This window comes from Streptomyces sp. NPDC031497, assembly GCF_055580905.1.
Genome location: NZ_JBVIKO010000030.1, coordinates 66,111 through 87,094, shown reverse-complemented (window position 1 = coordinate 87,094; position 20,984 = coordinate 66,111). Strand labels below are relative to the sequence as shown.

Below are 20,984 nucleotides of genomic sequence, written 5' to 3'. Positions count from 1 at the left end.
CCTGAAGGGGCGCTCCACTCGCGCCGACCACCTGCGAGCCCTCGGGCTCAGCCCTGCACACCTCGCAGCGCCATGGCCACAGCCGCGTCCGTGATGACCGTCGGATCCTCCGCCGCGCCCAGCTCGATGCGCCGGACCGCCGCGTCCACCACCCCCTGCACCAGCATCGCCGCCAGCCGGGGCTGCGCATGCCCCAGCTCCCCCAGCGCCTCCACGATCATCGCGACCAGCCCGCCGTGCGCGGCCCGGATCTTCTCCCGCGCCCCTGCGTCCAGCTCGCTCGCCGAGATCGCGACCACCGCCCGGTGCCGGCGGTCCCCGACCAGCGCCAGCTGCTGCCGGACGTACGCCTCGACCTTGCCGTCGGGGGAAGCCGCGCGCTCCATCGCCGCCTCGACCTCCGCCGCCCACACGGGGAAGTCGACCTCGCACAGCTCCTCGACCACCGCGGCCCGGGAGCGGAAGTACTCGTACACGGACGAGCGTGCGAGTCCCGTCCGCTCGGCGAGCGCGGGGAACGTCAGCGCCTCCGTCCCGCCCTCGGACAGCAGGGACCGCGCCGCGTCCAGCAGGGCGGCTCGCTGCATCGACCGGTGCTCGGCCACGGAGGCCGCTCGAATCCTTGGCACGTCAACCACTCTACGGACGCGCCGCGCCGGACGGGAGACAGCGCCACCGGGACACGGGTCACTCCCCGGCGGCCACGCCCCTGAATCTCCGGGCCCCCGGCCGAAAGCCGCCGCTCAGCGGCCGAAACTCGCCAGCTTCGCCCGCAGCTGCAACACGGACTTCGTGTGGATCTGGCTGACCCGGCTCTCGGTGACCCCGAGGACGTTGCCGATCTCGGCGAGTGTGAGCCCCTCGTAGTAGTAGAGGGTCACCACGGTCTTCTCCCGCTCCGGCAGCGTGTTGATGGCACGCGCCAGGAACCGCCGCAGCTCCCGGTCCTCGGCCACCTCCACGGGGTTGTCCGCGGCGGTGTCCTCCAGCGTGTCCATCAGGCTCAGCCGGTCCCCGCCCTCGCCCCCGACGTGCAGCAGCTCCTCCAGCGCCACCACGTTGGCCAGCGACAACTGGCTGAAGACGGCATGGAGTTCGTCGACCTCGATGCCGAGCTCGGCGGCCACCTCGACCTCCGAGGGCGTCCTGCGCAGCCGGGCCTCCAGCGTGGCGTACGCCCGCTCGACGTTGCGCGCCTTCTGCCGTACGGACCGGGGGATCCAGTCCAGCGCCCGCAGCTCGTCGATCATCGCGCCGCGGATCCGGGTGATCGCGTACGTCTCGAACTTGATCTCCCGGTCGACGTCGAACTTCTCGATCGCGTCGATGAGCCCGAACACCCCGGAGGAGACGAAGTCGGCCTGCTCCACATTGGGCGGCAGACCGACGCTCACCCGTCCCGCCACGTACTTCACCAGCGGCGAGTAGTGCAGGATCAGCTGCTCCCGCAGCCGCTCGTCCCCCGTCGCCTTGTACGACCGCCACAGCTCGTCGAGCGTCGAGGGAGCGGGCGGCCGCACGCTGCCACCGTCGCGGGCGGCTGGGGGGATCGCCGCCCGGTCGGACCCGGAGGTGTGCTGGGGCATTCGTCGCCTTGTGCCGTTCTGCCGTGAAGTGCCAGGAAGTGCTGTGATGTGCCGTGAGGTGAGGTGAGGTGAGCCGCGGGTGATGGGTGCGGGGTGGTCGAGGTGTCGGTCCGGTGCCGGTTGGCGCGGTCTGCGTCAGGGCTTTTGTGAGCGTAGCGTGACTGAGGAGTCGCGGTGCGCGAACACCGAGGCTCCACCCCTGCGCGAACCCCCTGCACGGCGCGTCCGGCCGCGCTCGGCACGTCGCTCTGTGTGATCGACCGGAGGTGTCAACTCCGGGAATTCCCAAGGGCGTCGGGGGTTCCCCCGGACGGCCGAACACGCTCGGTCAGCGCCGACTCCGACCCTCTCGGACCGAGATCATCGCCTGGCGTGTCAACTTCCAGCCGTCGCCGTGTCGTTCGACGTAACCAAGTGCTCGGAGTTCGTACAGCCTCGCGACGGCCTCGTCCTCGGACGTCTGAGCGCCCCGTGCCACCTCTTCGGGTGACGCCGTCCGGTTCCCGGGCAGGGCGGCCAGGACCCGCCGGGCGGCGGGTTCCAGCAGGTCACGCGGGAGAACGGGACCGCGTCTGGCCGGTGCCAGCTCACCCATGTCGCCCACGAGTTCGACGACCTCCGCGGCGTCCGTGACGAGGACGGCCTCCCCTCTCAGTAATTCGTGCACTCCGGCCGAGAGGCCGCTGGTGGCGGGGCCGGGCACCCCCATGGTGAACCGGCCGAGCCGCTGTGCCGCCCGTGCGGTGACCAGCGAGCCGCTGCGGTGGGCGGCCTCCACGACGACGGTTCCCCTGGTCAGGGCCGCGATCACCCGATTGCGGAGCACGAATCTGCTCTGCGTCGGATGCTCACCGGGCGGCAACTCCCCCACCACCAGGCCCTGTTCCGCGATCCTGCCGATCAACTCGGTGTGCCCCCGCGGGTAGGGCCGGTCGACCCCGCAGGCCAGCACCGCAACGGTGGCACCATCGGCACCGAGGGCGCCGCGGTGGGCGGCCCCGTCCACGCCGTAGGCACCGCCGGACACCACCACCCAGCCGCGCTCGGCGAGTCCCGCGGCGAGGGTGGTCGCCATGTGCGCCCCGTACTCGGTGCAGGCCCGCGCCCCGACGACGGCGACGGCCCGCAGCGCCCACATCCGCAGGCTGGGGCGGCCCCGCACCCACAGCCCGAGGGGGCGGGCGTCCCCGAGGTCGTCGAGCTGGGTGGGCCACTCGGTGTCGCCGGGGGCGACGAAACGCATTCCGGCCTCCCGCGCGATCGCGAGGTCCCGCTCCGGGTCGGCGTGCCCGGCCCGGGAACGAAGGCCCGCCCAGCGGGTCTCGCTCACCCCGGGCAGCGCCGCCGCCCCGCCCGCACACAGCCGCCGGACCACCTCCTGGACCCCGTACTCGCGCAGCCACCGGCCGCCCGTCTCGTCGCCGGGTTCGATGACCCTGGTGAGGAGGATCCGGGCGTGCAGTCCGCCGGCGCTCATGTCGCGGTCCGTTCCAGGACCGCACCGCGCCGGACGCCGGTGCGCAGTTCCAGGGCCAGGTTGACGTCGTTGACGGAGGGCCGGTCGCGGCCCGCGAGGTCGGCCAGGGTCCAAGCGACGCGGAGCACCCGGTCCAGCCCGCGCGCGGTGAGCAGGCCACGGTCGAGATCCAGTTCGGCCTTGGCGAGCGCGCCGGGCCGGACGTGCCAGCGGGTGCGCAGCTCATGGCCGGGCACCTCGCTGTTGGTGTGCCAAGGCAGACCGTCGTAGCGGCGGGCGGCCCGCTCCCGGGCCGCGCGCACCCGGTCGGCCACGGCGGCGGAGGGTTCGGCGTTGGTATGGAGCCGCAGCAGTTCCTCCCGGGCGACCGGTTCGACGCTCACCCTGAGGTCCACGCGGTCCAGCAGGGGCCCGGAGAGCCGGGCCCGGTACCGCTTGATCGAGGAGGGCCGGCACTCGCAGGCGTCGCCGGGGATGCCGTGCCGGCCGCAGGGGCAGGGGTTGGCGGCCAGGACCATCAGGAACCTCGCCGGCATCCGCAGCATCCCGGCGGCCCGGGCGACCACGACGTGCCCGGACTCCAGGGGCTGGCGCAGGGCGTCCAGGACGCTGCTGTGGAACTCGGCTGCCTCGTCCAGGAAGAGCACGCCGTGGTGAGCCAGGGACACCGCTCCGGGGCGTGGCAGGCCGGTGCCGCCGCCGACCAGCGAGGCCATGGTGGCCGAGTGGTGCGGGGCGCAGTAGGGCGCCCTGTCGACGAGGGGATGGCCCGGTGGCAGCATCCCGGCGACCGAGTGGACGGCGGTGACCTCGAGGGACTCCTGCCGGCTCAGCTCGGGCAGCAGCCCCGGCAGCCGCTCGGCCAGCATGGTCTTGCCGGCTCCGGGCGGGCCCTTGAAGAAGACGTGATGGCGTCCGGCCGCGGCCACCTCCAGAGCGGCCCTGGCCACCTGCTGTCCGGCGACGTCGGCCAGGTCGGGAGCGTGATCACCGGTCGTCATGCCGGTGCCGAGCCCCATGCCGGGGAGGGCGAGCCCGGCGAGGAAGGGGTCGGAGCGGATCTCCCCGGGGATCGGCTCCTCGTCGGGCACCGGTTCGTCGGTGAGGACCGCGATGAGCTGGCGCAGGCTGCGCACGCCGAGCACCGACACTCCCGGCACCAGCAAGGCCTCCGGTACCGCGCTCTCGGGCACGACCACCTGCTCGTATCCGGCGTCGGCGGCGGCCAGCACCGCCGGCAGGATGCCCCGGACCGGCCGCACCCGTCCGTCCAGGCCCAGCTCGCCGATCATCACGATCTCGGCGAGCACCCGGGGATCGATCCGCTCGGCCGCGCCGAGTACCGCCGCGGCGACCGCCAGATCGAAGCCGCTGCCGCTCTTCGGTACCGACGCCGGGCTCAGCCCGACCGTGAGCTTCTTCGAAGGCCAGGCCGCCCCCGAGTTCACCACCGCCGCCCGTACCCGGTCCCTGCTCTCCGTCAGGCTCTTGTCCGGCAGCCCCACCAGCGTGAACGCCGCCACTCCCGGTTCCAGGTCGGCCTGGACCTCGACCACCACGCCCTCGACGCCCACCAGCGCCACCGAGCACGTCCGCGCGAACCCCATCTCACGCCACCCCCCGGGCGTGCTCGACCACGGGCGCCCCGCGCTGCGGCAGGAGCACGCCGATCACGTCGATGCGGACGCCGCCCGGCGGTGCTCCTCCGTGTGCGTGGATCCAGTGTTCGGCGAGGCCACGCAGGCGCTCCGCCTTCTCGGGGGTCACCCCGGCCATGGGGTGTTCGAAGAGCCCCGCCCGCCGGGTCTTGACCTCGCAGACCACCAGGACGTCCCCGTCCCGCGCCACGATGTCGATCTCGCCCGACCTGCCGCAGCGCCAGTTGCGCTCCAGGACCGTCAGACCGGCCTCCGCCAGCCGCCGCGCGGCCAGCGTCTCGCCGTACTTGCCGAGTGCACTGCGTGCCCGATTCGTGTTCATGTCGGCACCACCTCCGGCGCCAACCGTCACGCATCCCCGACCCAGAAGTGGATCTTGGTGGGTTACTCAGCGGTTGTGGACAACTCCGTCACTCACACGGGTGATCCCAAGCCGCCCTCGAAGCTGATCCCAAGCCGCTCTCGAATCCCGGCTCAGCCGCCCGGAAGCTCCAGATCGCTCTTGTTCAGCTCCTCGATATTCACGTCCTTGAACGTCAGCACGCGGACCTGTTTCACGAAGCGGGCCGGGCGGTACATGTCCCAGACCCAGGCATCCGCCATGGACACCTCGAAGAACACCTCACCCTGGACCGAGTGCACCTGCATCTCGTAGTCGTTGGTGAGGTAGAAGCGCCGCTCGGTCTCGATCACGAATTTGAACAGACCGACGACATCGCGGTACTCCCGGTAGAGCTTCAGCTCCATCTCGGTCTCGTACTTTTCGAGGTCCTCGGCGCTCATGGCATGTTCCCCTTCAGCCGTGCGATCCCACCATTGTGCGCCAGTCCCGCGTGCCCCTAGACGATTTCCGTGTCAAGGGTGACGGGCCTGACGGGGGGACCTTCGTCGAGCAGCCTACGGAACAGCTCGGCGAGTCTGGTCGGATACACCGTCTCATGCGCCCGGGTCAGTTCCCGGCACGTCCACCAACGTGCTCCCACGACACTGCGCCGCTCCAGCTCGGTCAGGGCTGTGGCCTCGGGCTTCACCTCGAACGTATGCGCCGTCCGGGCCAGGTAGTACCACTCGTCCTGGTCCCAGCGGCGGCCGGCGAACGGGAAGGAGCACATCCGCCGCCACAGCAGCGGGCCGAGTTCGACGTCCGTGATGCCGGTCTCCTCGGCGAGTTCCCGCAGTGCGGCCTGTTCACGGGTCTCGTCGCCCTCCAGTCCGCCGCCGGGCGTGAACCACCAGTCGTCGGTCGGGTCGTCCGGTTCATGGCCGTGCAGGAGCAGGATGCGGTCGTCGGGATCCAGGAGGACCACCCGGGCCACCTTGCGCGGGGCGCGCGGGGTGCCCTCCGGCAGCGCCTCAGCGGGCACCGGCGGGCTCCGTACGGCCACGGGAGCGGGAGCGGCCCAGCAGGCCGGCGATGGGGCCGTACGCGCCGCCGACCAGAACCAGCACGGCACCGCCCGCGATCATGAACTCGATGACACGCAGCGGGCCCGGCTGGGAGAGGGCGCCCAGCGTCTCGAAGCCGGTCGGGCGCTTGAGCAGGCCCTTCATGGGCCAGATGACGGCGTCCACGCGGGCGCTCACGGCGCTGCGGGCGACCGTGCCCTTCGCCGCGTCCGTGAGGTGGGCGGTGGAGTCCAGGGAGCCCTGGCGCTCGTCGCCGAGAAGGAAGAGCCGGCCCTTGGGGACGGTGACGGTCGGGAAGCCCTGGAGCTCGGCCAGGCTGCCCGCCGGCAGATACGGTTCGTCGATCTGCTTGCCGTTGACGGTCAGCTTGCCGTTCGTGCAGCAGGCGACGGTGTCGCCGCCGATCGCGACCACGCGCTTGACGACGTCCGCGTTGGAGACCCAGCTCGTGTCGTGGAAGACCACGACGTCGCCCCGGCGAACCTCGCCGCCGTCGATGCGCTGGCCGAGGACCCGGTCCCCGGCGTCGATCGTCGGTGTCATGGAACTGGTGGGCACGGTGTACGGCCGGTAGACCACCGCTGCCCAGGCGAACCCGCCGAGGAACAGGACGATGCCCAGCGCGACGGCGATCCCGGACAAGCGATTTCCGAGCGTGCTGCCGGTCTGCGCCGCGCCGGCGCCGGTGCCTCCGCTGCGCGGGGCCGTACGTATCGTGCTCTCGCCACCCATGAGGCCGCACCCTACCCGGCGGTACCGGGCAGGGGCAGCCCTTCTTCCCCGCCCCTGGTCACAAGCTCCCCAAGGGTTTCACACGGATGGGTCAGCGCCGCCTCGGGGCCGTCCGGCCCGGTCAGCGCTTGCCCGCGGCCGTCGGCCGCTTCCCGAGCTTCGACTCGAGGCGGTCGCCCCGCCGCCGGCGCCACACCACGACGGGCAGGACGGCCGCGACGGTCACGCCCTCCGGGGCCACCGACAGGGAGGCCGCGGCGGACGACTGCGTGTTGATACCGCTCTGGTCGAAGGTGTCCGGGACCGGCAGGGTGCCCCAGCGGTTGATCGGCCACGCCTTGACGATGGCACGGCCGACGACGTCCTTGACCGGGACCATGCCGTGGTGGCTGTCGGACTGGTTGTAGCGCGAGTCACGGGAGTTCTGGCGGTGGTCGCCCATCACCCAGATGTAGCCCTTGGGCACCTTCACCGTGAACTGGCCGCCCTGGTCGTCGACGCTGCACGGGGTGTTGCCCGGATACACATAGGGCTCGTTCAGTGCATGGCCGTTGACCATGAGGGGGCCGCTGTTCTTGCAGGAGACGGTGTCGCCGCCGACGCCGATGACCCGCTTGATGAGGTCCTTCTCCTCGGCGGACGGCATCAGGCCGATCCAGCTGAGGAAGGTCTGGATCGCGTTCGGCTGGGCCGTGGGCTCGCCCGCCAGCCAGTCGTCCGGGTCGTGGAAGACGACGACCTCGCCACGGTCCGGCTTGGAGCCGAACCACGGGGTGAGCTTGTCGACCAGGACCCGGTCACCCTGCTGGAGGGTGTTCTGCATCGAGTCCGAAGGAATCGAGAACGCCTGCACCAGGAACGTCTTGATCAGCAGCGCCAGCACCAGCGCGATGCCGATCAGGATCGGCAGCTCCTTCCAGAAGGAGCGGGGCTTCTTCGGTGCGGGCGCCGCCGAGTCGCCCGCATCCCCGTCCGTGTTCCCGCCGCCACCGCCGGGGTACGGACCGTCCGCCGGACCGCCGTCCCCGGTCGGCCCACCGTCATTCCCGGAGGTGGAACCACCGTCGACGGGGGGGACATTCTCCACGGGGCGCCCGCTGTGCTCCTCGCCGTCGTGTCCCGACCGTGCGCCAACCGCCACATCCCCCACGCCAACTCCTTACTCCGTGCCGCCGCCCGCGCCATCCCCGGCGCAGACCCACCACTCCCATAACGAGCGGGAGTTCCGCAGGGCTCGGGAGTTGGATGTATCCGTTCGGATCGTCGGAGGCAACCCTATGCGACAGTCGGGGAGCCGCGGTCGACCCCGACACGGAGTTGGAAACGCTTGCGAAGGTTTTAGGTTCGTCCAGCGAGGCCCAGTGCCCGAACGGCCAGCCGATCCACTTGGCCCGGCCCACCACCAGGCTCACCGGGACCGTACCGCCGTAGTCGGTGTCCTGGTGCGCCCTGGAGTCGGCCGAGTTGCCGCGATGATCGCCCATCACCCACAGCCGCCCCTGCGGGACGGTGATGTCGAACTCGGTGGCGGACGGCACGTTCCCCGGGTAGAGATAGTCGCCCTCGGTCAGCGGTACGCCGTTGACGGTGACCCGGCCCTGCGTGTCGCAGCACTTGACGTGGTCGCCGCCGACGCCGACGACCCGCTTGATGAGGTCCTTCTCGTTGGCGGAGGGCAGCAGACCGATGAAGGTGAGCCCTTCCTTGATCTGCTTGACGACGATCGGGTCGTTCGTCTTGGTGGTCTGCTCGTCGTTCAGCCAGCCGCCCGGGTCGTGGAAGACGACGACATCACCGCGGTGCGGCTTGGAGCCGAACCACGGGGTGAACTTGTCGACCAGGACACGGTCGCCGATCTGGATCGTCTGCTCCATCGAACCCGAGGGGATCACGAAGGCCTGGACGAGGAACGTCTTCAGCACCAGGGCTATCAGGACGGCCACCCCGACCAGCAGCGGTATCTCCCGCACCGCGCCGCGCCGGCGCTTGCGCTTGACCTTGCGCTGCAGCTTGCGCCGCTCCGCGCGGGACCGGCCGCCGGACGAGCCGGAGGCGCGCCGGACCCCGGTGGGCAGCAGATTGGCGGTGGCGTCCGCGGGCACGCCACGCGGTTTGCCGCGGTTACCCATGTGCCCCTCCCGCGGCCGGCACGTGCGCGTAGGCGGCGGGACGGGTGAGCCGGGTCCAGTGGGCGTAAGGCCAGACGATCCAGTCGGCCCGGCCGATCACGTCCTTGACGGGGATCATGCCGCCGCCGGGCGAGCCCAGATGGTCGCGGGAGTCGCTGGAGTCGCTGCGGTGGTCCCCGAGGACGAAGAGCGTGCCCTCGGGGACCTCTACGTAGAAGGGCACGGTGGACGGGGTGTCCCCGGGATAGAGGAACGCGGTCTCGTCGACCGACCGGCCGTTCACTTCGATCCTCCCCTCCTTGTCGCAGCAGACCACGCGGTCTCCTCCCACACCGACGACGCGCTTGATGTAGTCGGCGTCCCCGAAATAGCCGGTGCCGTCGAACACGACGACATCGCCCCGGCGCGGCTCGGCACCGAAACGGTACGCCAACTTATTTACGAGAACTCGGTCCCCGATCCTCAATCCCTGTTCCATGGATCCGCTGGGAATCTGGAATGGTTGCGCCACGAAAGTGTTGAGGACGAGCAAAAACGCCAGGCAGGCGAAGAGGGTCAGGGTGATCCAGCCGCCCGGCAGCCAGTCGGTGACGCGCGCCAGGAACGCGAAACGCGACCGGTCCTCCGCGGCCTCTGGTTCGGGGCTGGAGGAGCGGTCGCGCTCCGTCGGCTGTGCTTCGGTGTCCATCGGGGCCAGATGTTATCCGGCCCCGGTAAGACGCCTGCTTATCGGCTCGCTCGCCTACGGCTCACGGGCGTCGTCGCGCGCGATCAGTTGTCGCGCTTCTCCTTGATCTTCGCGGCCTTGCCGCGCAGGTCGCGCAGGTAGTAGAGCTTGGCGCGACGCACGTCACCGCGGGTGACGAGCTCGATCTTCTCGACGATCGGGGTGTGCACCGGGAAGGTGCGCTCGACGCCGACGGAGAAGGAGACCTTGCGGACCGTGAAGGTCTCGCGGACACCGCTGCCCTGGCGGCGGATCACAACGCCCTTGAACTGCTGCACACGGGAGCGGTTGCCCTCGATGACGCGGACGTGGACGTTGACGGTGTCACCCGGGCGGAAGGCCGGGACGTCGCTGCGCAGCGACGCGGAGTCGACGGTGTCGAGCAGGTGAGACATTTTCGTCTGCTTTCTTCGCTGATGCCACAGGTCATCAACGGGAACTAGAGGTTCTTCGGAGGTGGGCCGTGCCGTCAGGGTGGGCGTCGTCTCCCCCTGTGGCAGGGGCGCACACCGGACGGTTCACAGCAACAGCCGCCTATTCTTCCACGCCGGGGGCCCGGCGCCAAAATCGGCCGTGGGGCTCCCCCTCCGGGTCCGGTTCCCAGCCCAGGATGGAGAGCATCTCGCGGTCCTTCTTGTCGAACGCCTTGGGCTCGCAGCGCTCGATCAGGTCGGGCCGGTGCGCGGTCGTGCGCTTCAGGGCCTCGTCGCGGCGCCAGCGGGCGATCTTCCCGTGGTGGCCGCTGAGCAGCACCTCCGGGATGTCGCGCCCCCGCCACTCCGGGGGCTTGGTGTAGACGGGCCCTTCCAGGAGGTTGGCCATCGCGCCGGGTGCGAAGGAGTCGTCCCGGTGCGACTCGGCGTTGCCGAGGACGCCGGGCAGCAGCCTGGCCACGGCCTCGGTGACGACGAGTACGGCCGCCTCACCGCCGGCCAGCACATAGTCGCCGATGGACACCTCGTGGACCGGCATCCGGGTGGCGTACTCGTCGATGACCCGCCGGTCGATGCCTTCGTAGCGGGCCGGTGTGAAGATCAGCCACGGCCGCTCGGAGAGTTCGACCGCGAGTTCCTGGGTGAAGGGGCGGCCGCTGGGGGTGGGCACGATCAGCGCGGGCGTGTGCGCGCCGGTCTCGTAGCCGTCGGCGAGGACGGTGTCGAGCGCGTCACCCCAGGGCTCGGTCTTCATGACCATGCCGGGTCCGCCGCCGTACGGGGTGTCGTCGACCGTGTTGTGCCGGTCGTACGTCCAGGTCCGCAGGTCGTGCACGCGTACATCGAGCTGTCCACGCGCGCGTGCCTTGCCGACGAGCGAGACGTTCAGGGGTTCCAGGTACTCGGGGAAGATCGTGACGACGTCGAGGCGCATCAGGACTCGTCCCGGGAGGAGGCGATCTCCGCGCGGTCGTCGATCAGGCCCGGCGGGGGCGCGATGACGGCCTTCTGCTCTTCCAGGTCGATCTCGGTGACGATCTCCTCGACGAACGGGATCATGACCTCGCTGCCGTCGGGGCGCTCGACGATGAAGAGGTCCTGGGAGGGCAGGTGCGAGATCTCGGTGATCCGGCCGACCTCGGTGCCGTCCTCGGTGACCACGTCCAGGTCGATGAGCTGGTGGTCGTAGTACTCGTCGTCGTCCTCGGGGAGTGCCTCGGGGTCGATCTCGGCGATCAGGAGCGTGTTGCGCAGGGCCTCGGCACCGGTGCGGTCCTTGACGCCCTCGAAGCGCAGGAGCAGACGGCCGCTGTGCACGCGGCCCGTCTCGATGGTGAGCGGTCCCACGCCCGCGGGATCGGTGGCGAGTACGGCGCCGGGTGCGAGCCTGAGTTCCGGCTCGTCGGTACGTACTTCGACGGTGACCTCGCCCTTGATGCCGTGGGCGCGGCCGATCCGTGCGACTACCAGCTGCACTGTGCTTGCTCTCCTGTCATACGACGCACACGACCGGCCGTACGACTACGACCGGCCGTACGACTACGGGCCGGGGACGGCCCAGTGGCCCTCCCCGGCCCGAGCCGGTTGCGATGAAGCGTCAGCGGACTTGGTCCACGTCGACGAGGTCGACACGGACTCCACGACCGCCGATGGCGCCCACGACGGTACGCAGGGCACGGGCGGTACGGCCGTTGCGGCCGATCACCTTGCCGAGGTCGTCGGGGTGCACCCGGACCTCCAGCACGCGCCCGCGGCGCAGGTTGCGCGAGGCGACCTGCACATCGTCGGGGTTGTCGACGATGCCCTTCACGAGGTGCTCAAGCGCCTCTTCGAGCATGCTGCTCAGGCCTCGGTCGACTCGGACTCAGCCGCGGCCTCGTCCTTCTTCTCAGCCTTCTTCTTCTGGGTGATGGCCTCACCCTTGCCCTCGTCGTCACCGCCGAGCGCCTCGAACGACGGGCGCGTGGCCTTCGGTGCGGCGACGAGCAGCGGCGCCGGGGCGGGCTCGCCCTTGAACTTCTGCCAGTCGCCGGTCTTCTTCAGGATGGCGAGCACGGGCTCGGTCGGCTGGGCGCCGACACCGAGCCAGTACGCGACGCGCTCGGCGTCCACCTCGATGACCGACGGGTTGTAGGTCGGGTGGTACTTGCCGATCTCCTCGATCGCACGGCCGTCACGACGGGTGCGGGAGTCGGCGATGACGATGCGGTAGTGAGGCGAACGGATCTTGCCCAGACGCTTCAGCTTGATCTTGACTGCCACGGGAGTGGGTTCTCCTGGATTTGACGTGTTTGGGCACGGCGAGACTGCCGCGTGGGGTTGCGGTACCCGAGTGCCCGATGGACGCGTCAGCCGGAGGAGAGAGGGGTCCTGTGCGGCTGTCGAGTACAGCTAGCCATTGTGCCACACCCTGCGGGTCGCTTTGGCCGACGGCGAGGTGAGAGGGGCCCTGGGCATGCCGGAGGCGCACCCGGCGTGGAGGTGAGGTACGTCGGGTGCGCTGCCCGCGGGGAGACCGGGGTGTGGCGACGAGCGATGGCTACGGCTGCCACGAGCAGCCGTGTGTTCAGCTCGCCGCCGCTCCCACGATCTCCGGGATGCGGAACGGCTTGCCGCAGCCGCCGCACACGATGGGTGCCTGGGCCAGGACCGACGGCACCACCCGGACGTTGCGTCCGCAGTCGCACACCGCCTTGACCCGGACACCGCCGCCGGACGAGCCATGGCGGGCGGCCGGGCCGCGGAAGGTGCGGGAGGTGTCGGCGGAGGTCGCCACCGTGTGCGCCTTGAGAGCGCGCTGCAGTCTGTCGATGGTCGGCCGGTAGCGGCGCTTGGCCTCGGGGTTGAGCGTGACCAGCGAGAAGCCGCTGCTGGGATGCGGCTCGTCGGGGTGGTCCAGGCCCAGCTCCTCGGCGATCGCGAGGAATCTGCGGTTGTGGTAACGGCCGGCCCGGGAGGTGTCGCGCACTCCACGGGCTGCGGCGATGCCGTGGACTGCCTCATGGAGCAGTCGTTCGAAGGAGAGCTCGTGTCCGCACGCGGACGACGACTCTCCGATCAGGGACTCTGGCGCGGCAAGGTCCGGCAGTTCGGGGTGGTACCGCTGAATGTCGGCCCACGCCTCTGCCAGCTCTGCGGCGAGAACAGGTGGTGTCTGTGTCGTGCTCACGTAATGAGAACGAGCGGGAGTGCCACTGTGTTCCTATTCCGGGGCATCCCAAATAATTTGCACGTACCCGTCAGTTGGCACTGATGCGTGGAGACGAGTACGGGTGCGCTGATCTGCGGAGAAGCCTCACAGCTCGTACCAAGCCGGTGCGTAGTCTGACGTACGACCCGACGCGTACCCCCGGCGTAGAGACCGGGACGGCTGGGGCCGGCGGATGCGCAAGAGGCCTTTCGGTCGCTCTCGTGGCGGAGGACCTCATCTCGGTCAGCGCCCGCGACGGTCCCGACGTTACCCGGATCCCGTCGTCATCCCGGCACCGGCCCGTCTCCGGCGACCGGACACCGTACGGCCACCGTGCCCGCCGACCATGGCCAGAACCGCCGTGTCGTGGGTCCGATGGTAGAGCCCCAAGTTGCGAGTATGTGAAATCTCGCCACAGTCACAGTCCCCGCACAAGCCGGGTCCCGCGACCTCTGGACGCCACCGCGAGCCCGGAGTTACCTGGCATACGTGGGAAGTGCGAGCGCACGACACGGGGACCACGGAATCGGTCAGTGCGTAACTCTCGGCGGATTGGGGCGCTTACCTATGACACCTACGCTCGTGCGGCATCACCCGTCTCACGCGGACTCCGCACCCCGCGTGAACCTGGGCGCACGCGCGCGTGACTGGTCAGAGATCCAGGAGCGGATGCTGGTGCCGCTCCACCAGACCGTCCACGAGCGACTCGAAGTGGGCCCTGCCACCCGGCTGCTCGGCCTGCGTTGCGGTTCCGGTCTCGCCCTGCTGATGGCGGCGGCCAGAGGGGCCGCGGTGACCGGTGTCGACCCCTCCCCCGAACGCCTCGCCCTCGCCCGTGAGCGCCTGCTGCCCGAGTCGGCCCTCGGGGCACGCGCGCGTGGCCGCGCCGCCCGGGTCGTCCAGGGCGGGCCGGCGGACGCGGCGGACGCGCAGGCACCGGCGTACAACCTGATCACCGCCTTCGACCCCATCGGCTGCCTGGCCGGCGACGCCGAACGGCTCGGTGGACTGCTCGCCGAGGCCACGCCCCTGGCGGAGCGCGGGGCGGCCGTGGTGCTGGTCGGCTGGGGTCCGCCGGAGCGCTGTGCGACCTCGTCCGTCCTGCGGGTGGCCGCGAAGTTGGCCGATCCTTTGCGCAGCGCGGGACGTTGGCGGCCGGCCTGCCGCGACGACCTGGAGGAGGTCGCCCAGCGGGCCGGGCTGCGGATCGACGGTTCCGGGCGGGTCTCCTGCCCGTTCGGATACGCCGACACGGACAGCGCCGTACGCGGGCTGCTCTCGACCGGCTTGTTCGACGCGGCGATCGCGGCGACCGACCAGGAGCAGGTCGGCAAGGAGCTGACCGAGGCGCTCCATCCGCACCAGCGCCCGGACGGCACGGTGTGGATGCCTAACGTCTTCCGCTACCTGATCGCCCGCGTGCGCTGACGCTCCGCTGGGAGGCCGACGTCTTTCGTCCGCGGCCGCGTTGTGGCTGGTCGCGCCCGCGCGGCGGAGCCACATATCGGTACAGCCCCGCGCCCCCTGGGGGCGCTCAGCTCCCGTCGGGATCCTTGGTCAGGCGGGTGATTCCGGCGATCCGGTACGCGTCCGCCTCCTCCAGCGTCTCGCGTTCCAGCAGGGCCTGGGCCAGCGCGTCCAGCTGGTCCCGGTGGTAGCGGAGTTTGCGGCGCGCCTCCTCGTAGCACTCGTCGACGATCCGGCGCATCTCGGTGTCGATCACGTCGAGGGTCTGAGGCGCGGCGGCGAGCCCGTAGGCCTGCTGGGCGTCGTTCGGGAGGGCGGAGAGGCGGCCGACCTCTTCGCTCATGCCCCAGCGGGAGACCATCCCGCGCGCGATGTTGGTGACCTGTTCCAGGTCGCTCTCCGAACCGGTGGTGATCACGTCGTAGACCTCCTGTTCGGCGGCCATTCCGCCGAGCGCGCCGATGATCCGGCCGCGCAGGTACTCCTCGGTGTACGCGTACTTGTCGGCGTCCGGCGTCGACAGCGTGACGCCGAGGGCGCGGCCGCGCGGCACGATGGTGATCTTGCGGACCGGGTCGGCGCCGGGCTGGAGCATGCCGAGCAGGGCGTGTCCGCTCTCGTGGTAGGCGGTACGCCTGCGCTCCTCCTCGGGCATCACCAGCGGCCGTTCGGCGCCGAGCTGTACCTTCTCCAGGGCCTCCGAGAGGTCGGACTGGGTGACCTTGTCCTGTTTGCGTTTGACGGCGAGCAGGGCGGCCTCGTTGGCGAGGTTGGCCAGTTCCGCACCGGTCATGCCCGGGGTGGTACGGGCGACCTGGGCGAGGTCGACGCCCGGGGCGAGCGGGATCTCGCGGGTGTGGATCTCCAGGATGGCCTCGCGGCCGGTGCGGTCCGGGGGCGACACCTGGACCACCCGGTCGAAGCGGCCGGGGCGGGTGAGTGCGGGGTCCAGGATGTCGGCGCGGTTGGTGGCCGCGATGACGATGACGCCCTCGGAGCCGGAGAAGCCGTCCATCTCGGTGAGGATCTGGTTGAGGGTCTGCTCGCGCTCGTCGTGCCCGCCCATGGAGGCACCGCCGCCGCGGGCCCGGCCGATGGTGTCGATCTCGTCGATGAAGATGATGGAGGGGGCGACCTTGCGGGCCTCCGCGAACAGTTCGCGCACGCGGGAGGCGCCGACGCCCACGATCATCTCGATGAACTCGGAGGCCGAGGCCGAGAAGAACGGCACGCCCGCCTCGCCGGCGACGGCCCGCGCGAGCAGCGTCTTGCCGGTGCCGGGCGGGCCGGCCAGCAGCACACCGCGCGGCATCTTGGCGCCCATCCGGCGATAGGCGTCGGGGTTCTTCAGGAAGTCGACGACGTCGTTGAGCTCGCCCTCGACCTCGTCGATGCCGGCCACGTCCTCGAAGGTGGTCCGTTGCTGTCCGGGCTCCAGTTCGACCGGCTTGGGCGGCGCCTTGCGGCCCAGCATGCCGCCCGCGCCGCCGAGGCCCGCGCTCATCCGGCGGGCGATGAAGACCCACACCGCGACCAGGATGATGATCGGCGCCAGCGAGATCAGCAGGTTGGCGAGGAAGCTGCGGTGCTGGACCACCGGTGCGGCGGTGACCGTGACGTTGTGCTTGGTCAGGCTCGCCCAGAGGTCGTCGCCCGCGAAGGACGGCCGTTCGGTGTTGAACTTGGTGTAGTTCCCGCCGCCCTCGGGGTTCTTCTGCTCCTTCTTGAGCTGCCCCTGGATCGAGTCGCCCTTGGCGTAGATCTTGTCGACGTTGCCGTCGTTGACCTGCTTGCTGAACTCGGTGTACGAGATCGTCGGCTCGTTGGCCTGATCGAAGTACGACAGCACCAGGTTGGCCAGCAGGTAGACCACCAGAGCGGTCATGATCAACCGCCACCAGCCGCCGCGCATCCTCGGCCCGCCGGACGGCGGCTTCGGCGGCTCCTCGGGGGCACCCTCGGTACGCCAGGGCTGGTCGGGCGACTTGCGCGGCGGCGCGGGGTTGGTCATATGCGGAAGGTACGACACCGACCAACCCCTGGCACGCGCACAGGTGGACTCAGCCCATGAACTTCTTGAACTCGTCCGGCAGCTCGAAGTCCTGGCTGCCCTGCTGCGGCACCCCGAAGGCGTTCCCGCCCTGGGCGGCCGCCTCGCGGCGCTGAGCCTCCTCCAGCTCCTGCTGCTTGCGCTTCATCGGGTTGCCGGAACGCTGCTTGCCCTTGGCCTGCTTCGGCTGCTTCTTGGTACGGCCGGGGCCACCGCCCATGCCCGGGATCCCCGGCATGCCCGGCATACCGCCGCCCTGGGCCATGCGGGACATCATCTTGCGGGCCTCGAAGAACCGCTCGACGAGCCCCTTGACCGCGCTGACCTCGACACCGGAGCCCTTGGCGATACGGGCACGGCGGGAGCCGTTGATGATCGTGGGGTCCTGGCGCTCGCCCGGGGTCATCGACTTGATGATCGCGGCGGTACGGTCGACGTCCCGCTCGTCCAGGTTGTTGATCTGGTCCTTGATCTGGCCCATGCCGGGCAGCATGCCGAGCAGCTTGGAGATGCTGCCCATCTTCCTGACCTGCTCCATCTGGGCCAGGAAGTCGTCCAGGGTGAAGTCCTGGCCCTTCTTGGACGCCAGCTTGGAGGCCATCTTCTCGGCCTCTTCCTGGCTGAACGTCTTCTCCGCCTGCTCGATCAGGGTGAGCAGGTCACCCATGTCGAGGATGCGGGAGGCCATCCGGTCCGGGTGGAAGGCGTCGAAGTCGTCGAGCTTCTCGCCGTTCGAGGCGAACATGATCGGCTTGCCGGTGACCTGGCGGATGGAGAGCGCGGCACCACCGCGGGCGTCACCGTCGAGCTTGGAGAGGACGACACCGTCGAAGCCGACGCCGTCGCTGAAGGCCTCGGCGGTGGTGACGGCGTCCTGGCCGATCATGGCGTCGACGACGAAGAGGATCTCGTCGGGGCTGACCGCGTCCCGGATGTCGGCGGCCTGCTGCATCAGTTCCTGGTCGATGCCGAGGCGGCCGGCGGTGTCCACGATCACGATGTCGTGGACCTTCTGCTTGGCGAACTCGATGGAGTCCTTGGCGACCTTGACCGGGTCGCCGACGCCGTTGCCCGGCTCGGGCGCGTAGACGGCGACCCCGGCGCGCTCGGCGACGACGCTGAGCTGGTTGACGGCGTTGGGGCGCTGGAGGTCGGCGGCGACCAGGAGCGGGGAGTGGCCCTGGCCCTTGAGCCAGTGGCCGAGCTTGCCCGCGAGGGTGGTCTTACCGGCACCCTGGAGACCGGCGAGCATGATCACGGTGGGCGGCTGTTTGGCGAACCGCAGCCGCCGGGTCTCGCCGCCCAGGATGGTGACCAGCTCGTCGTTGACGATCTTCAGGACCTGCTGGGCCGGGTTCAGGGCCTTGGAGACCTCGGAGCCGAGCGCCCGCTCCTTGACGTTCTTGATGAACGTGCGGACGACCGGAAGGGCGACGTCGGCTTCGAGAAGCGCGATACGGATGTCCCGCGCCGTGGCGTCGATGTCCGCTTCGCTCAGACGCCCTTTGCCGCGCAGATTCTTGAAGGTCGCTGAAAGGCGGTCGGAGAGAGTGTCGAACACGGCGGCGTCGGTCCTCGGAGTCGGGGGCAGTGAGCGTCTTCCAGGGTATCCGGCCGCGCAAGGAAGTGGTCCCCGCCTTACGTAACCGTGCGGTCAGGCCCTCAGCGTCTCCTCCAGTTTGCGCGCCACGGAGCTCGCCTCCTCCGCGGGCAGCGGCGCGTGGTCGGCGCCGGTCACGTAGAAGGCGTCTACGGCGTTCGACCCGAGCGTACTGACATGCGCGCTGCGCACCCGTACCTCGGCGTCCTCCAGCGCCTGCCCGATCCGGAACAGCAGCCCGGGCGCGTCCTGGGCCCGCACCTCGATCACCGTGGCGTGCCGGGAGGCCGCCGAGGCGACCGTCACGCGCGGCGGCGGGGCCACCCAGCCCCGGCGCCTCGGGTAGGCCGCGTCCCGCTCGGCAAGGCGTCCGGCGATGTCCAGGGAGCCGTCCAGGGCACGGACCAGGTCCGCACGGAGGCGGGCCGCCTGGGGCAGGGAGCCGTACTCGGCGGCGACCCGCCAGTCCAGGAGCAGGACGGCGCCGTCGTCGACGTCGTCGGGGAGCCGGAGGGAGCGCAGCTCGGCGGTGCGGACGGCGAGGCGGTGCATGGCCAGGACGCCGGCGACGGCCGGGAGGACGCCCGGCTGGTCGGGTACGGCGATGAGCAGTTCCACGCCGAGCGGCTCGGGGTCGCCGGACGGCTCGTCCTCCGTCGCCGCCGGTTCGGTCTGGGCGCGCAGCGACAGCACCGGGCTGCCGGTGCGGAACGCCTCGATCGCCAGCCGCTCCTGCTCGGCCGTGGGCGCGCCCGGCTCGGGCTCGTCGTCGGCGTCCCCGGCGAGGACCGCCGAGACCCGCTTGACCAGGTCAGCGACGAGCGAGCCGCGCCAGGACGACCAGGCGGCCGGGCCGGTGGCCAGCGCGTCGGCCTCGGTGAGGGCGTGCAGCAGCTCCAGGGTGCCCTGGCTGCCGACCGCTTCGGCGACCAGGCGGACGGTGGCCGGGTCCTCCAGGTCGCGCCGGGTGGCGGTCTCGATGAGCAGCAGGTGGTGCCGTACGAGCGTCGACAGGACCGTCACCTCCGCGCGGTCGAAGCCGATCCTGGCCGCCACGTCCTTGGCGATGATCTCGCCGGCCACCGAGTGGTCGCCGGGCCAGCCCTTGCCGATGTCGTGCAGCAGCGCGGCGACCAGGAGCAGGTCGGGGCGGTGCACGCGGCGGGCGAACTCGGAGGCGCGGACGGCGGTCTCGATGAGGTGCCGGTCGACGGTCCAGATGTGCACGGCGTTGCGCTGCGGACGGCAGCGGACCCGTTCCCAGTCGGGTAGGAGGCGGGTGATCAGGCCTTCGGCCTCCAGTGCCTCCCAGACCTCGACGGTGGGGCGGCCGGAGCCGAGGAGCGTGACCAGCTGCTCGCGCGCCTCGGCGGGCCAGGGCGTGGGCAGGGGGCGCGCGGTGGCGGCCATGCGCCGTACGGCGTGCAGGGAGAGCGGGAGGCCGGCCTGCGCGGCGGCGGCCGCGGCGCGCAACGGGAGCACGGGGTCGCGTTCGGGGCGTGCGGCGCGGGCGAGCACCACCTCGCCGTCCTGCTCCACCACCCCTTCGGCGAGCGGGGAGCGCTCGGCGACCGGTTTGCCGCCGCCCAGCATGGCGCGCAGCCGCGGCCGCACGGCGCGCGAACGCAGTACGCGCCCCACTTCACGCCAGGTGACATCACTGGCGTACGAGATGAGCCGCGCCGACTCGTAGACCTGGCGCAGCAGCGTGTCGGCGTCGAGGAGGTCAAGTTCGGCGGCCACCTGGTCCTGCTCCTGGAGCGCCAGGCGGTCGGTGGCGCGCCCGGTCGCGAGGTGCAGGGCGTCGCGGACGTCGAGCAGGCGCCGGCGGGCGTCGGCGAGGCCCTCGCGCGGGGCGTCGGCCAGCCAGGAGGCGGCGACGGCGCGCAGCGTGGTGGCGTCCCGCAGCCCGCCGCGGGCCTCCTTCAGGTCCGGTTCCAGGAGGTACTGCAGCTCGCCGTGGCGTTCGGCGCGCTCGAGGCAGAGCTCCTGGAGTTCGGGGAGGCGTTTGGGGGCCTGGTTGCGCCAGTCGGCGAGGATCGTGGTGCGCAGTCCGGTGGTCAGGCCCAGGTCGCCGGCGATGTGGCGGGCGTCCAGGAGGCCCAGCTGGACCTTGAGGTCCTCGCCGGCGGTCTTGCGGGCCTCGGCGGGCGTACGCACGGAGTGGTCGAGGGCCAGGCCCAGGTCCCAGACGGGGTACCAGAGCCGGTCGGCGACGGCGGCCACCGCGCCGGAGTCGCCGCCGTCGTGCAGCAGCAACAGGTCCAGATCGCTGCGGGGGGACAGCTCGCCGCGGCCGTAGCCGCCGACGGCGACCAGGGAGACGCCGCCCTTGATGCCCTCGGTGGCCGCCGCGAACAGGCCGGTCAGCCATTCGTCCGTGAGTTCGGCGAGGGCGGTACGGCGCGACGGCCCGGACCGCGCCCCCTCGGTGAGGAGGCGCAGCCGGGCCGCCGCGTAGCCGCTGGGTCCCGTGTTCTCTGCGTCGTTCCGAACTTCCGTGCCCGTCACCCAGCGACTCCTGCCT

The 20,984-nt window shown here is 71.0% G+C and carries 21 protein-coding genes; 1 reads left to right on the top strand and 20 read right to left on the bottom strand.

The window, feature by feature from the left end; genetic code table 11:
* Window positions 1-47 precede the first annotated feature (47 nt).
* From ACZ5K7_RS40825 to ACZ5K7_RS40745, 17 genes are all read right to left on the bottom strand, one after another.
* Entirely contained in the window at window positions 48-605 is a 558-nt protein-coding gene (locus ACZ5K7_RS40825; RefSeq protein ID WP_351712573.1) for a TetR/AcrR family transcriptional regulator, read from the bottom strand.
* 138 nt (window positions 606-743) lie between these two features.
* Entirely contained in the window at window positions 744-1,586 is an 843-nt protein-coding gene (whiG, locus tag ACZ5K7_RS40820) for an RNA polymerase sigma factor WhiG (protein WP_384485635.1), read from the bottom strand.
* Window positions 1,587-1,914: 328 nt separating this feature from the next.
* The gene (gene dprA / locus ACZ5K7_RS40815; protein WP_468922213.1) at window positions 1,915-3,063 is read right to left on the bottom strand and encodes a DNA-processing protein DprA; all 1,149 of its coding nucleotides are present in this window, start codon (window positions 3,061-3,063) and stop codon (window positions 1,915-1,917) included.
* On the bottom strand, window positions 3,060-4,670 hold the full coding sequence (locus ACZ5K7_RS40810; RefSeq protein WP_468922211.1) for a YifB family Mg chelatase-like AAA ATPase: 1,611 nt from the start codon (window positions 4,668-4,670) through the stop codon (window positions 3,060-3,062). The genes dprA and ACZ5K7_RS40810 overlap by 4 nt, the downstream gene beginning before the upstream one ends.
* A gap of 1 nt (window position 4,671) precedes the next feature.
* The gene (locus ACZ5K7_RS40805) at window positions 4,672-5,043 is read right to left on the bottom strand and encodes a YraN family protein (protein ID WP_351712516.1); all 372 of its coding nucleotides are present in this window, start codon (window positions 5,041-5,043) and stop codon (window positions 4,672-4,674) included.
* 152 nt (window positions 5,044-5,195) lie between these two features.
* Entirely contained in the window at window positions 5,196-5,504 is a 309-nt protein-coding gene (locus ACZ5K7_RS40800; protein WP_043444228.1) for a DUF2469 domain-containing protein, read from the bottom strand.
* Window positions 5,505-5,560: 56 nt separating this feature from the next.
* A complete protein-coding gene (locus tag ACZ5K7_RS40795) occupies window positions 5,561-6,085 on the bottom strand; it encodes an NUDIX hydrolase (protein ID WP_468922208.1) in 525 nt (174 codons plus the stop codon).
* Window positions 6,075-6,860, bottom strand: a complete 786-nt coding sequence (lepB, locus tag ACZ5K7_RS40790; protein ID WP_468922203.1) for a signal peptidase I — start codon at window positions 6,858-6,860, stop codon at window positions 6,075-6,077. The genes ACZ5K7_RS40795 and lepB (ACZ5K7_RS40790) overlap by 11 nt, the downstream gene beginning before the upstream one ends.
* A 121-nt stretch (window positions 6,861-6,981) precedes the next feature.
* Window positions 6,982-8,010, bottom strand: a complete 1,029-nt coding sequence (lepB, locus tag ACZ5K7_RS40785) for a signal peptidase I (RefSeq protein WP_468922198.1) — start codon at window positions 8,008-8,010, stop codon at window positions 6,982-6,984.
* Complete coding sequence (lepB, locus tag ACZ5K7_RS40780; protein WP_450973418.1) at window positions 7,901-8,989, bottom strand: signal peptidase I; 1,089 nt, start codon at window positions 8,987-8,989, stop codon at window positions 7,901-7,903. Before lepB (ACZ5K7_RS40780) ends, lepB (ACZ5K7_RS40785) begins: the two co-directional genes overlap by 110 nt.
* Window positions 8,982-9,677: a signal peptidase I gene (lepB, locus tag ACZ5K7_RS40775; protein WP_351712526.1), complete on the bottom strand. Its 696-nt coding sequence runs from the start codon at window positions 9,675-9,677 to the stop codon at window positions 8,982-8,984. Before lepB (ACZ5K7_RS40775) ends, lepB (ACZ5K7_RS40780) begins: the two co-directional genes overlap by 8 nt.
* Window positions 9,678-9,760: 83 nt before the next feature.
* A complete protein-coding gene (gene rplS / locus ACZ5K7_RS40770; protein WP_351323547.1) occupies window positions 9,761-10,111 on the bottom strand; it encodes a 50S ribosomal protein L19 in 351 nt (116 codons plus the stop codon).
* Window positions 10,112-10,250: 139 nt separating this feature from the next.
* Window positions 10,251-11,084, bottom strand: a complete 834-nt coding sequence (trmD, locus tag ACZ5K7_RS40765) for a tRNA (guanosine(37)-N1)-methyltransferase TrmD (protein ID WP_468922193.1) — start codon at window positions 11,082-11,084, stop codon at window positions 10,251-10,253.
* Window positions 11,084-11,626: a ribosome maturation factor RimM gene (gene rimM, locus ACZ5K7_RS40760; protein ID WP_450973417.1), complete on the bottom strand. Its 543-nt coding sequence runs from the start codon at window positions 11,624-11,626 to the stop codon at window positions 11,084-11,086. The genes trmD and rimM overlap by 1 nt, the downstream gene beginning before the upstream one ends.
* Window positions 11,627-11,747: 121 nt before the next feature.
* Complete coding sequence (locus tag ACZ5K7_RS40755; protein WP_014176063.1) at window positions 11,748-11,987, bottom strand: RNA-binding protein; 240 nt, start codon at window positions 11,985-11,987, stop codon at window positions 11,748-11,750.
* Window positions 11,988-11,992: 5 nt separating this feature from the next.
* Window positions 11,993-12,412: a 30S ribosomal protein S16 gene (gene rpsP, locus ACZ5K7_RS40750; protein ID WP_351712532.1), complete on the bottom strand. Its 420-nt coding sequence runs from the start codon at window positions 12,410-12,412 to the stop codon at window positions 11,993-11,995.
* Window positions 12,413-12,716: 304 nt separating this feature from the next.
* On the bottom strand, window positions 12,717-13,319 hold the full coding sequence (locus tag ACZ5K7_RS40745; protein ID WP_351712534.1) for a hypothetical protein: 603 nt from the start codon (window positions 13,317-13,319) through the stop codon (window positions 12,717-12,719).
* 588 nt (window positions 13,320-13,907) lie between these two features.
* Here ACZ5K7_RS40745 and ACZ5K7_RS40740 point away from each other — a divergent pair.
* Entirely contained in the window at window positions 13,908-14,768 is an 861-nt protein-coding gene (locus ACZ5K7_RS40740) for a methyltransferase domain-containing protein (RefSeq protein ID WP_351712536.1), read from the top strand.
* Window positions 14,769-14,874: 106 nt separating this feature from the next.
* Here the strand turns inward: ACZ5K7_RS40740 and ftsH are convergent, their stop codons facing one another.
* The 3 genes from ftsH to ACZ5K7_RS40725 all read right to left on the bottom strand — a co-directional run bounded on the left by ftsH (window position 14,875) and on the right by ACZ5K7_RS40725 (window position 20,968).
* A complete protein-coding gene (ftsH, locus tag ACZ5K7_RS40735) occupies window positions 14,875-16,818 on the bottom strand; it encodes an ATP-dependent zinc metalloprotease FtsH (protein WP_468922187.1) in 1,944 nt (647 codons plus the stop codon).
* A gap of 49 nt (window positions 16,819-16,867) precedes the next feature.
* Window positions 16,868-18,418: a signal recognition particle protein gene (gene ffh / locus ACZ5K7_RS40730; RefSeq protein ID WP_351712540.1), complete on the bottom strand. Its 1,551-nt coding sequence runs from the start codon at window positions 18,416-18,418 to the stop codon at window positions 16,868-16,870.
* A gap of 93 nt (window positions 18,419-18,511) precedes the next feature.
* Complete coding sequence (locus ACZ5K7_RS40725) at window positions 18,512-20,968, bottom strand: [protein-PII] uridylyltransferase (RefSeq protein ID WP_351712542.1); 2,457 nt, start codon at window positions 20,966-20,968, stop codon at window positions 18,512-18,514.
* Window positions 20,969-20,984 lie beyond the last annotated feature (16 nt).